The organism is Mucilaginibacter terrenus, from assembly GCF_003432065.1.
In the GTDB taxonomy this organism is placed as follows: domain Bacteria; phylum Bacteroidota; class Bacteroidia; order Sphingobacteriales; family Sphingobacteriaceae; genus Mucilaginibacter; species Mucilaginibacter terrenus.
Window position 1 is genome coordinate 1,062,337 of sequence record NZ_QWDE01000001.1, and the last position, 13,073, is coordinate 1,075,409.

At 45.8% G+C, this 13,073-nt stretch carries 7 protein-coding genes; 6 read left to right on the forward strand and 1 reads right to left on the reverse strand.

Annotated elements, in window-relative coordinates:
- Positions 1-7 precede the first annotated feature (7 nt).
- Positions 8-1,258, forward strand: coding sequence for a sulfate adenylyltransferase subunit 1 (locus tag DYU05_RS04685; protein WP_117381807.1), 1,251 nt, complete (start codon positions 8-10; stop codon positions 1,256-1,258).
- Between the two features lie 206 nt (positions 1,259-1,464).
- Here DYU05_RS04685 and DYU05_RS04690 read toward each other — a convergent pair whose 3' ends face one another.
- Positions 1,465-4,422, reverse strand: a complete 2,958-nt coding sequence (locus DYU05_RS04690) for a TonB-dependent receptor (protein ID WP_117381808.1) — start codon at positions 4,420-4,422, stop codon at positions 1,465-1,467.
- 672 nt (positions 4,423-5,094) lie between these two features.
- Between DYU05_RS04690 and DYU05_RS04695 the strand changes: the two genes are divergently transcribed.
- The 5 genes from DYU05_RS04695 (at position 5,095) to DYU05_RS04715 (ending at position 13,070) form a co-directional block, all read left to right on the forward strand.
- Positions 5,095-5,457, forward strand: a complete 363-nt coding sequence (locus DYU05_RS04695; protein ID WP_117381809.1) for an endonuclease domain-containing protein — start codon at positions 5,095-5,097, stop codon at positions 5,455-5,457.
- Between the two features lie 305 nt (positions 5,458-5,762).
- A complete protein-coding gene (locus DYU05_RS04700; protein WP_117381810.1) occupies positions 5,763-7,208 on the forward strand; it encodes an arginine deiminase family protein in 1,446 nt (481 codons plus the stop codon).
- Between the two features lie 45 nt (positions 7,209-7,253).
- Complete coding sequence (gene ctlX / locus DYU05_RS04705; protein ID WP_117381811.1) at positions 7,254-8,168, forward strand: citrulline utilization hydrolase CtlX; 915 nt, start codon at positions 7,254-7,256, stop codon at positions 8,166-8,168.
- Between the two features lie 310 nt (positions 8,169-8,478).
- Positions 8,479-9,873 carry an arginine decarboxylase gene (locus DYU05_RS04710; RefSeq protein WP_117381812.1) on the forward strand — a complete coding sequence of 465 codons (1,395 nt, stop codon included), beginning with the start codon at positions 8,479-8,481 and terminating at the stop codon, positions 9,871-9,873.
- Between the two features lie 161 nt (positions 9,874-10,034).
- A complete protein-coding gene (locus DYU05_RS04715; RefSeq protein WP_117381813.1) occupies positions 10,035-13,070 on the forward strand; it encodes a GH92 family glycosyl hydrolase in 3,036 nt (1,011 codons plus the stop codon).
- Positions 13,071-13,073 lie beyond the last annotated feature (3 nt).

Consider the following 13,073-nt stretch of genomic DNA (forward strand, 5'->3'; position numbering starts at 1 on the left):
CAAATAGATGGACATATTAAAATTTATAACAGCAGGCAGTGTAGATGACGGCAAAAGCACGTTGATAGGTCGCCTTTTGTACGATAGTGAGGCAATACTTGCAGATCAGCTGGAGGCGCTGCATGCATCCAACCGCAAGAACGACGATGGTACTATAGATCTTGCAATACTTACAGACGGCCTTAAAGCCGAACGCGAGCAGGGCATTACTATCGACGTGGCTTACAAATACTTTGACACCGACAAGCGTAAGTTTATTATTGCTGACGCGCCGGGACATATACAGTACACCCGTAACATGGTTACCGGTGCAAGTAACGCCGGTTTAGCCATTATTTTGGTTGATGCCCGCAAGGGCGTGGTCGAACAAACTACAAGGCACTCTTTCCTAGTGTCGCTACTACAGATACCGCAAGTGGTAGTAGCAATAAACAAAATGGACATGGTTGGCTACAACGAGGATGTGTTCAACAAGATTGTAGCTGATTATAAAGTACTGGCAGGCAAGGTGGGCTTAACCAATGTAACTTACATCCCGGTGAGTGCGCTGAAAGGCGATAATATTGTTTACCCGTCATCAAACATGAGCTGGTATATTGGCGACAGCCTTTTGAGCCACCTGGAAAACGTAGAGATCAAGATAGATGATCTTTCGTCACACGCCAGGCTGCCTGTGCAATGGGTAGTGCGCCCGCAAACAGAGGAATTGCATGACTATCGGGGTTATGCCGGACGTGTATCCAGCGGGTCGTTCAGGGTTAATGATAAGGTTACTGTTCTCCCATCCGGTTTCAGCTCAACAGTATCCAAAATTGAACTGTATGAGAAGCAGCCCTATGAAGCAGTAGCTGGCATGTCGGTTACTTTGCACCTGGCAGATAACATCGACATCAGCCGTGGCGATATCATAGTAAGTAGTGCCGGCCAGCCGCAAGTGTCAAACCTCATAGAGGCTGACCTTTGCTGGATGGACACACGAGTTCTAGACACGTCCCTGACCTATCTGGTTCAGCACAATACTAAAACGGTACGCTGCAAAATAAGTGAAGTGCTGTATAAGGTAAATATCAACACGTTGGAGAAAGATTTCGATGAGGAGTTTAAGTTAAACGACATTGGCCGCGTGGTTATCAAAACTGCCGAACCGCTGGCGTTTGACCCTTACCAGGTCAATAAAGCTAACGGTGGCGCTATCATTATTGACAGCCGCACAAATGTCACAGTAGGTGCGCTTATGCTGCGGCAGGCTGTGGACTAACCAAGGAGAATTATCAATTATATACTGCAGTTAAGTGAGAACCCCGGCAAGGTGCAACTTGTACGGGGTTTATTGTTTAATAATTTGTCGTAATGTGCGATTTCCAACAAATAGCATTAATTCACCTTTTGGATAATAAAAAAAAGCGGGCAGCTCACCCGCCCGCTTTTCTAAAACTAAATTAAACCTAAAAACAATTTCAAATATTATTGCGGACGCTGGCCGCTGAGCAGCCCGTCCAGCGTTACAGATACATAGTAGATGCCGCCGATAGTTGGGCCGCCGGCATATTGTATATACCGCTTGTTGAACACGTCGGTAGCACCTAGCTTAAAGGTTGCATAGTAAACCGGCACATGGTAAGTTACCTGCGCATCAACCGCGTGTATGGCCGGTACTGTCCCGGTTACAAGCGGGCTCTCCCACAAGTAAGATTCCTGCCATTTATAAACGATGTTAAAGCCGAAGTTCTTTACCACCTCGCGATTACCGAACGAGAGGTTTCCTGACCATTTCGGCGTATTAAAGCCAGTGACGAATATATCTGAAGACTTTTGGGCTTTAAGCTTGTTAAAGCTCGCATTACCAGATACTGTATACCGTTTATAGAAGTTGTAGGTAAGGCCTACAGATGAACCGTAGTTGTTGTAGGCGTTTTTAGCATTGGTATAAACACGATAGCGGCTTTGTCCCTGGCTGGCGGCGTTAGTGCCGGTAGCCGTCGTTGGGTCGCGGTTAACATCGAGCATTGCTAGTACAGCGGCATCGGTGCCAACTGTTGTTCCGTTGGGCACAAATACCTGTACCTGGCCCTGGAAACCATTATAGCGGTTAGCATAAGCATCTATATCTAAAAATACTTTATTATCCAGCAGGATGCCTTTATAACCAAGCTCAAACGAGGTTATCTGCTCCGGCCTCGCTTTAGGAAGGTCGGCCACTTGCAGCATTCCGCGGTTTTTTAAAGCTGTAGCATCATCTCCGGTGGTCGACTGTGCTTTTACTGCGGCGTTAAAGGCCGTTACTGATGATTGTGTATAGCTATTATCCAAGTAGCCCAATCCCTCGTTTATAAAACCGAGGCTGCCCACACGTTTTACACGACCATTGTTCACGTACGACAACGCTTCGAACAGTGATGGAAAGCGATAGCCGTTCTGGAACGTAAACCTGAAGTTATGATTCTGGTTAGGCGAATAAACGGCCGCCAGGCGCGGGGTAAACTTCGGATCAAAGTAAGGATTGTAATCCCAACGTAATGAGCCGAACAGCTTTAATTTCTCGTCGAAAAAGGTCTTGGTTACCTGTGTAAAAGCGCCGTATTTCTTATAGATCACATTATCGCCAAAGCTGCCATCTTCTAAGGGTTTGTTACGGTCTGCTATCGGACGGGTAAAATCAACAAAGTTGTTGCCATCCGGGATGATCTGGTAAACCCTTACGTCTCCGCCTACCAGCAGGTCTGCAAACTTTACTTTACTGCTCAGGTCCCACTGTGCCTCACCATTAAACAGGTGGCTTTTTTGTACCAGGGCTGCACCGCCTGTAACCGGCGCATCAGGTATCAGGCTGGATTTGATGTCCCAGTTATTAATGCCTATGATGGTTTTGCGCAGAGCGTCAAACTCGGGCGTACCCGGTTCTACCCTGCCTTTATCTGCAGCGGCCCGTGCAAAAGCTTCGGCAGCAGCGAGATTGGTCGATTTTAATCCGCCATTTGCGTTTGCGTAAGTAGTTAGTGCGTTTTTAAAGATAGTGCCCCACGCCGAGTTGCTGGCATGGTTCAGGTCCAGGTTATCGGCTAGCGGTTTTACATTAAAAGAATTACCGGTGTTCTCGATAGATTCGTACCCCCTTATCAGGAAGTCTTTGCCCTTCAGTTCCACCTTGTGGTTCTGGACGCTGGCGCCGTTAAGTGATATTTTGTTTCCGCGTTGGAAAACACCATCCATCTTGCCGTAGCGGTAGGTGTAAGACAGGGTTGTAGTAGGCGAAAGCTTATAAGCTAGCGTACCATCCAGTTTAAGGTTGCTTACCCTGGGGCTAACCAGGTCTACCTCGTTATAACCTGTACGTGCAACAGTAAGGTTCGGCCTGGCAACGCCATCAACAGTAATGCCCTTTATAGATACGGTATTACTGCCGGCAAGCGCATCATCGCCATATTTGTTCCAGCCATCGTAAGCCGCATTACTGCTGCCGGTAAGTTCCGGGAAGGCCGGGTTTGCCGATTTTAGGTTGGTGGGGTTTTGATCCAGCCGGGTGTCCGATTGCCAGTCTTTCCCGCTCAGGTAACTCGCATTTACCTTGAACGCGAACTTATCGTTCCAGGCTTTAGCGTAACGTATAGCATCCTCGTTTATGGCACTTGCACCAAGGCGCGGATCGTCTACATGGTTAATGCCTGTACGGTGATAAAAACTCAAGCCCTGGTACTTAAATGGATCTTTGGTGAACAGGTTTGATAAGCCATTAATAGCGTTGGTACCGTACAGTGCAGCTGCAGCTCCGGGGGTGATCTCAATACTGGCAATGTCAAGCTCGGTTGGGCCGATTGCGTTGCCGAGGGGCACGCCCAGCGTAGCCGACTGCATATCCACGCCATCTGCAAGCTGCATAAACCTGAAGTTGTTAGGGCTGTTAAAGCCGCGCGTGTTTGGCACTTTAAGCGTGATGCTGGTAGTGGTCATTTGAACACCTTTAACATTCTCCAGGGCATCATAAAAACTTGGGCCCGGCGATTGTTTTAGTGCGTTAATGCTTAGCTTTTCGATAGCGACGGGCGATCGCAACAGCTTTTCTTCGCGGCGCGATGCTGTAACCACAACTTCGTTTAACAACAAAGATTGTGAGGTGAGTTGAATATTGACTGCGCTGTTAGCATTCCTGATCAGGAATTCCTGCGGTTGATAACCTACTGCTGTAAACACAAGCGTAAACGGGAATTTCGCACTGCTGGTTAACGAGAAAGTACCCGTGCTATCTGTAACCGCAGCGTTTGATGTACCTTTTATGGTAACTGTTGTACCAACAAGTGGCTTACCCTGATCGCTGTTTACTTTGCCGCTTAGTATATAGCTGCCGTTTAGCTGTGCATAAGACAGTGCCGGGACAAGGAGCAGAACGAGCGCAATTAGTTTGAAAAATTTCGTAGAAATAGTCATGGTATAAGGTTGAAAGAAAGGTGCGTTAATACTTTAATTGATGTTAATTAGGCCATTAACAACAACAGCACGCAGTAGAGCACTGCATGTAAGACATTGGTATTGATGTGCAAGCAAGTAAATAATACATTGTCTATAGAATAAGTAGACAAATATATAGATAATATTGTTCCTTTAAATAATTTTTTAAAAAAGTCTACTCACCCCTCGGCCCCCTCTATCCGCTAGCGCGGAAAGAGGGGGTGCTGGCGGCCACTTTATGAGCACCGCTTAATAATCTACTCACCCCCCTGCCCCCTCTCTCCGCTAGCGCGGAAAGAGGGGGTGCTGGCTACTGTATATAGTATCCATAATTATGTTTCTCCTAACCCTCTTTGCGCGGAGCGGAGAGAGGGTCGGCGAGCGATAGCGTTGCCGGGGTGAGTTAGTAGTCGGGTACGCTTAACAATCTACTCACCCCCTGCCCCTCTCTCCGCTATCGTGGAAAGAGGGGTGCTGTCTGCAATATATTACATAGTATAATAATCATGTTTCTCAACCTTCTTTGCGCGCAGCGTAGAGAGGGTTGGCGAGCGGTAGCGTTGCCGGGGTGAGTCGGTCGCCGAACGTCGCTTAACATTCTCAGCAAGCTTTACAGACTACTTTAACCTATCAAAGTTGCTATATTTAGACATGCCATCTATCACAGAACTATGCCGCGAACTTAGGCAACGGCAAACTCCGGCTGAGACATTACTTTGGAATCAACTGCGTAACAGAAAACTCCTTGGTAAGAAGTTTTTACGTCAGCACCCTATATTTATTAAATCTGTACAAGGCTTAGTGCAATGCTACATTCCTGATTTTTATTGCGCAGAAGCGAACTTAATTGTTGAGGCCGACGGTCCGGTACATCTTTACAAACGCGATTACGACAAAAACCGGGACGCAGTGTTGTCAGGACTTGGATTGCAGATCTTGAGATTTGAGAATAAGCAGATTGAGAATGATATGAGTGGCGTGTTAGAGGTGATCAAGTTGGCTTTAGACAAGTAAGTTTGCAAATCGACTCACCCCCCGGCCCTCTCTCCGCTGTCGCGGAAAGAGGGGGTGCTGTCTACGGTGTATAGTATATTATTATGTTTCTAACCCTCTTTGCGCGGAGCGGAGAGAGGGTCGGCGAGCGACAGCGTTGCCGGGGTGAGTTGATAACCGAAGGGTGTTGAATTATGTTCCTTATCTCCTAACCCTCTCTGCGCGAAGCGTAGAGAGGGTCGGCTAGCGATAGCGTTGCCGGGGTGAGTTGGTTGCTCCTGCAACTATCCGCTAAAAAGACTAGCTTTGTTCTGCTAACACCTTTTATGATACTTGAAAACAACGATTTTAAACTTGATGTTACTTCCGAGATAGGACGCCTGCGGGTGCTTTTAATTCACAGTCCGGATAGCGGCTTGGGCAAAGTTGTGCCCTCTAAAGCGCAGGATTGGTTATTCGAAGACATTGTGCACCTGGATACTATGCGTACCGGGGAATACGATTACTACGTAAAACTGCTGATGTACTTCCTTGATCCGGATAAGATAAAGGGTAAACTGGCCGACATAGATAACCCGGAAAGTAAACGGGCTTTCTTCAAACCCGACAATGAGACATTTCACAATTCAGGTAAAGTGGTAGAGATACAAACCCTCCTCAGCGACATTTTACAGCAGAAAGATATCCGTAAGAAACTTGTTGCGGCGGTGTGCGCTATTGAGGGGTGTACGTACCGTTTGCAGTTACAACTAATTGATATAGAACCGGTAGAACTGGCAAAAATCTTCATCTCCGGATCATTGAATGACGAGCAGATGATCTTCGCTCCCATCCCAAACATGATATTTTCCCGCGACATTGGTATTGCCATAAACAACCACATGCTGCTTAATAAGCCGGCAAAAAAGGCCCGAGCCCGCGAGACTTTGCTGGTGAAGTACATATTTTTTAACCATCCGCTGTTCGAAGGTTACCGCGACAACATACTGGAGATACCCGATACCGTACAGCACTTTTTGCGCCCCGGCGAAGAACAGGAAGGTAAAACCACACTGGAGGGCGGCGACGTAATGATGGTTAGTCCGCAGCATTTACTTATTGGCTGCAGCGAACGTACATCAGTAAGCGGCGCAAACGAAGCTATTAAACTGCTGTTCGCAAATAATGTAGTTGAGAAGGTAACGGTAGTTAAAATTCCGCATAAGCGGGACTACATGCACATTGATACGGTATTTACCCAGGTAAAACGCAACGTGTGGGTGTTGCTGCGCTCGCTTACAATAGCCGAGCCGGCGCAGGACGAAAGTGAACCAATTGCCTGGTTTGCCGATAAGAAGAACAAGGACAGGCCAGAAATAGTACAGTTCCGCAGGGGTAAAAAGCCTAAAACTTTCGGTACGTTAGAAGCATTGCTGGACAACATCAGCCAAAAGGACCTGCAAAGCACTGAGCCAACAAGGTTTATCTATTCGGGTAATGACGAGTTCCCGTTTGATGCCCGCGAGCAATGGACGGACAGCTGTAACCTGCTTGCGCTGAAAGAAGGCGTAGTATTGGGTTATGACCGTAATGATAAAACGGTTGGGGCATTTCAGAAAAGCGGTTTCGAGATCATAAAAGTGCAGGACCTGCTTCAAAAGTTTGAGACCGGCGAACTGAACCCCCAGGAAATGACTGATACGCTCATTCTCATGCCGTCGGCAGAGCTTTCGCGAGCGCGGGGAGGTTTCCATTGCATGAGCATGCCATTAATGAGGGACAAGGTCCACTAAGTGTCAGTCAACCATATACCATCATTCTATATCTGATTCAGACACATGCAAACTACCAGTAACCTCCTGATGATACGCCCGGTTAACTTCGGGTTTAATGCGCAAACCGCGGATAGTAACGCGTTTCAGGTACAGAGCGCAGATCAAAGCACCGTTCACCAGAAAGCCCTGGCAGAATTCGACGGGTTTGTGCAGATCTTGCGTGATAACGGTGTTAATGTTACCGTAATTGAGGATACACCTGAACCACATACCCCCGACTCTATCTTCCCCAATAACTGGATTAGTTTTCATGATAACGGCGACATTATCCTCTACCCCATGCAAGCCGAGAACCGCCGCCTGGAACGCCGGGAAGACATCATCAGGCAACTGGAAGAAAACTTTAAGGCTAAACATGTAATAGACCTGAGCAGGTTTGAAGCTAAAGAGCAATTTTTGGAAGGCACCGGGAGTATGGTGCTGGACCGGGAAAACAAGATAGCTTACGCATGTATTTCGCCCCGTACAAATGCGGAAGTACTAAAAGCCTTTTGCGAATACACCGGCTACAAGGCGGTTACCTTTGCAGCGCATGACCAGGCTGGAAAAGCGATTTACCACACCAATGTACTTATGTGTGTAGGCAGTCGGTTTGCAGGAATATGTTTAAGCAGTATATCAAACGCAGATGAACAGGATGCGGTTATTGCATCGTTGATATTCAGCGGTAAAGAAGTCATCAACATCAGCTTTGATCAAATGGCTCATTTTGCGGGTAACATGCTGGAGGTAAAAAACGCGGACGGCGCAAGTTTGATCGTGATGTCGAAAACGGCGTTTAACTCGCTTAATGATGAACAGAAAACCACATTAGGAAAATATGGTGAGCTTGTTTATGCCGATATAAGCACAATTGAAACAAACGGCGGCGGCAGCGCAAGGTGCATGATGGCCGAAGTACATCTGGAAGCCATATAGAAATCCTTTGTATCAGCATTATGCTAATACAAGAGGAATTATACCTTATTTATCTGATTTTAAGATATATGGGTAGTTTCAGTTAAAGTATTACTACTGTAACATACTTGAAAAAACTGTAACATGAAAATCAGATAAGTTGTTATTGGCCAACAATTTACCTAATTTTAGCACATAAAAAGTGTATCAGGTGTAACACCTTATCGTGTTACAGCAGTTCACAACAAATTACACTCCGCCCACAAAAAATGCACTAATAAAGTGGCAAAATATCCATTTAAAAATTACATTTTTGCCAAAATTTTAAAGAATGCAGAGTTACCAGGAATTTCTTGACCTGAGTGTTGGTTTCCCGCAAGATGGCTTCGAGATCATCGACGATGAACTTTACTTTCAGGACCTTAACCTGATGGAAATGATAGAGACATACGGCACGCCGTTACGCTTTACTTACCTGCCTATGGTATCGAAAAAGATACAGCAGGCTAAGTTACTTTTCCAGCAGGCCATTGTTAAAAATAACTACCGCGGCAGCTACAAATATTGCTACTGCACTAAAAGCTCGCACTTTCGCCATATTGTAGAAGAGGCTTTACGCAACGACATACACCTTGAAACATCTTCAGCATTCGATATGCCGATGATAGATGCGCTGGAGAAGAAAGGCGCATTGAGCAAGGATATGACGGTTATATGTAACGGCTTTAAAACCTTTCAGTATAAGCAGTATATCATTGATATGCTTCATGACGGGTTTAAGAACATTATACCTGTACTGGATAATAAAGAAGAGTTTAACCTGTACGACGACGAGATAGAAATGGACACTCCATGCAATCTCGGCATCCGTATAGCGGCTGAGGAGCAGCCTGATTCACAGTTCTACACCTCACGCCTTGGTGTTCGTATGGAAGACGTGATCGACTTCTACCACAATAAAATAGAAGACAACCCTAACTTCCAGGTGAAGTTGCTTCACTTCTTCATTAATTCGGGCATCTCTGATACGCCATATTACTGGAACGAACTAGAGAAGTACGTAACGCTATATTGCAAATTCAAAAAAGTGAACCCGCATTTGGATACACTGGATATCGGCGGCGGTATGCCGTTTAAGGATTCATTGGTGTTCGATTTCGACTACGAGTACATGATCAATGAGATCGTGAGCCGTATAAAAGAGATCTGCGCCGAGAACGACACGATAGAACCGGATATTATTACTGAATTCGGTAAGTACACCGTTGCAGAAGCATCAGGCATCTTATACAAAGTACTGGGCCGCAAGCAACAAAACGACCGGGAACGCTGGCTGATGCTGGATGGTTCTTTCATCACCAACCTGCCAGACGTATGGGCACTTAACCAAAAATACATATTGCTACCCGTTAACAACTGGGATAGCGAGTACGAACGTGTTAACCTTGGCGGCATCACCTGCGATGGCCAGGATTATTACAATCAGGAAGCGCATATGAATAGCGTATTCATGCCTAAAACCCGTAAGGTGCAGTATCTCGGCTTTTTTAACACAGGTGCCTATCAGGAAGTATTAAGCGGATATGGTGGTATACACCACTGCCTGCTGCCGTCTCCAAAGCACGTTATCATACGTCGCAATCGTGATGAAACCTTCAATTTTGAAGTATTCGGAGAAGAACAGAATAGCAAACAAGTACTAAAGATATTAGGCTATACTACTTAAGTAGATTACCTAGCACTTCTAAAGCATCGCAAACAGCGATGCTTTTTTGTTTTTACATACCCGAGACATGTTACCTGTCGCATTTATAAACGCTGCAACGTACTCAACTAAATAAAACTTGCTATTTTGCGTTATTGAAACAAATTTAACCTGAATTATAGATGAGATCAGTTCTACAAGGTGTGTCTGTTGTATTTGTACTGCTGTTTACCCTAAATGCATGGGCGCAGAAAAAAGAAAGGCCGCTTAAGAAAAAAGAGCTCACCCAATTTGTAGATCCATTTATAGGCACAGGTGGTCACGGCCACACTTTTCCGGGCGCGGTAGTACCGTTCGGCATGGTTCAGTTAAGTCCAGATACGCGATTGGAAGGATGGGACGGCTCCTCGGGCTATCATTATAGCGACACCACCGTTTATGGATTTTCTCATACCCACTTAAGTGGTACTGGCATTGCCGACTACTGCGACGTGCTGTTTATGCCTACTATTGGCGAACCAAAGGTAAAGAATACCGATTATCGCTCAGGTTTCAAGAAGAAAAACGAGACCGCCGCTCCAGGTTACTACAGCACCAAGCTGGACAAGTATAACATAGATGTTGAGTTAACAGCTACCACTCGTGTGGGTGTACACCAATACGACTATCCTACTACCGACAAGGCAAACATCATTATAGACCTGCAGCATCGCGATGAGGTTTTAGATTCATGGATAGAAGTAGTTAACGATCATGAGATCCGTGGCTACCGGCGTTCTAAATCGTGGGCAAATGATCAGCACCTTTATTTTTACGCCAAGTTTTCTAAGCCTTTTAAAACCTATGGCATAGCATCTAATGATCAGATACAACAGGGCAAGAATAAGATACAAGGTAAAAACATCAAGATGTATATACAATTTGACAACCCGGGCAATGTGGTTTCTAAAGTTGGTATATCATCAGTAAGCGTCGAAGGGGCGCTTAAAAATCTTGATACTGAAGTGCCTGATTTTGATTTCAAGAAAGTGGCAAAAGCTGCTAAAGCGGCGTGGAACACAGAACTTAATAAAATTCAGGTTGAAGGTGGTGCACCACCGACCTCAAGGCCTGCACAGCAAACTACGGCTTACGGCTATCCTACTAATACAGCTAAACAGGCTCAGCTTCCGGATCAGTCGCATAAAAAGCAGGTTATCTTTTATACTGCTCTCTATCACTGTATGGTTGCGCCAAATATCTATAACGATGTGGATGGTCAATACCGGGGGCTTGATCAAAAGATACACACCGCAGAGGGCTTTAACTACTATACGGTATTTTCCTTATGGGATACTTTTAGGGCAGAAAACCCCTTGCTCAACCTGATAGACCGCAAGCGCACCTCGGATTTCATTAAAAGCTTTCTGGCAATGTATGACCAAGGCGGCCTTCTTCCTATATGGCCATTGGCTTCAAACGAAACCTATTGCATGGTGGGCAACCACTCTATTCCTGTTATTGTTGATGCTTATGCAAAAGGAATAAGGGATTTTGATGCGGAAAAAGCATTTACGGCTATGAAGGCTGCTGTAAACCGTAACCAGTTCGGCTTGGATAACTACCGCAGCACGGGCGCCGTTAACGGCGATGTTGAACATGAATCGGTATCTAGGACTCTTGAATATGCCTACGACGACTGGTGTATTGCACAAATGGCTAAAATGCTGAACAAACCACAGGAGTATGCCGAATTCATCAAGAGGGCCCAATACTGGAAAAACGTTTTTAATAACGAGAACAACTTTATGCAGGCGCGGGATAACGGTGGCTGGTATGCGCCATTTGAACCAACGGAGATCAATAACAACTATACCGAAGGTAATAGCTGGCAATACACTTTCCTGATTCCGCAGGACGTCAGCGGACTGATGAAGTATATGGGAGGCAGGCTAAACCTGGAGATGAAACTGGACGAACTCTTTAGCACCAATGCTAAACTTAGCGGACGCGAGCAGGCTGATGTAACCGGGTTAATAGGTCAGTACGCGCATGGCAACGAACCAAGCCACCATATTGCATACCTTTACAACTTTACCAACTCACCCGACAAAACACAATATTACCTTAACAGGATCATAAACGAGCAGTACAGCGATAAGCCTGATGGCCTGTCTGGTAACGAGGACTGCGGTCAAATGTCTGCCTGGTACGTGATGAGTTGCCTGGGCTTTTACAACATAGCGCCGGGCCAGCAGCAATACTTGGTGGGTACCCCGCAATTCGAGTCGATCGTGATTAGCCTGGAGAACGGCAAGCGCTTTAACATCAGCAACCCGGGCGCTACAGTAAGCCGACAGAATTACTATCTGCAAGGCATGAACCTAAATAAGACTTCATACAATAAGCTTTACCTGGATTATGAAACGATAGCAAAGGGCGGCGACTTTGAAGTATTCACCGGTAGGTTGGCCAACAAGCTATTTGTACAGGATCTGGAGAAACCAACATCAGCTATTACCGACGAATTAATTGTTCCCAATCCCTACATTATAGCGGGTACAAAAACTTTCAAACAGCCTATTACTGTAGAAATTAAATGTGCCGACAGCCTGGCTAAAATTTATTACACGCTGGATGGCAGCACACCATCAGCATCGTCGGCTCAATATAACAAACCCATACAAATACTGGTAAATACTACGGTAAAGGCGATTGCCGTGAATAATGGCCGCGAAAGTTTTGTAGATCAAGCAACATTTACTAAAATCCGAAGCGATATCAAGTTAACGTTGATCAATAAATATCTGCCCAACTACTCGGCCCAGGGTGATGAGACTTTGATTAATGGCATACACGGCACAGCCAACTGGCGGCTAGGTAACTGGCAGGGTTACCAGGGAAAAGATCTTGAAGCAGTGATAGACATGGGCCAGAGCAAACCCATAAAGCAGTTAAGCGTGGGTACACTGCAAGACTCGCGCGCATGGATAGTATTCCCCAAGTATGTAGAGTATTGGACATCTGAGGACGGCAAGAACTACAAACTTGCATCGAGGGTAAATACAAAGATAGCGGTAGACAACCTTGATGTAAGTACCCAGGAGTTCACTGCCACAGTAAACACCAAAGCCCGCTATATAAAAATAATAGCCAAACAATACGGCCCTTTACCCGACTGGCACGAAAGCAAAGGAAACCCATCCTACATTTTTGCCGATGAAATAACGATACAATAAACA

Excerpts from the sequence above, each read along its gene's own strand:
- DYU05_RS04685 (WP_117381807.1), top strand. The coding sequence starts at position 8 with ATGGACATATTAAAATTTATAACAGCAGGCAGTGTAGATGACGGCAAA.
- DYU05_RS04690 (WP_117381808.1), bottom strand. The coding sequence starts at position 4,422 with ATGACTATTTCTACGAAATTTTTCAAACTAATTGCGCTCGTTCTGCTC.
- DYU05_RS04695 (WP_117381809.1), top strand. The coding sequence starts at position 5,095 with ATGCCATCTATCACAGAACTATGCCGCGAACTTAGGCAACGGCAAACT.
- DYU05_RS04700 (WP_117381810.1), top strand. The coding sequence starts at position 5,763 with ATGATACTTGAAAACAACGATTTTAAACTTGATGTTACTTCCGAGATA.
- ctlX (WP_117381811.1), top strand. The coding sequence starts at position 7,254 with ATGCAAACTACCAGTAACCTCCTGATGATACGCCCGGTTAACTTCGGG.
- DYU05_RS04710 (WP_117381812.1), top strand. The coding sequence starts at position 8,479 with ATGCAGAGTTACCAGGAATTTCTTGACCTGAGTGTTGGTTTCCCGCAA.
- DYU05_RS04715 (WP_117381813.1), top strand. The coding sequence starts at position 10,035 with ATGAGATCAGTTCTACAAGGTGTGTCTGTTGTATTTGTACTGCTGTTT.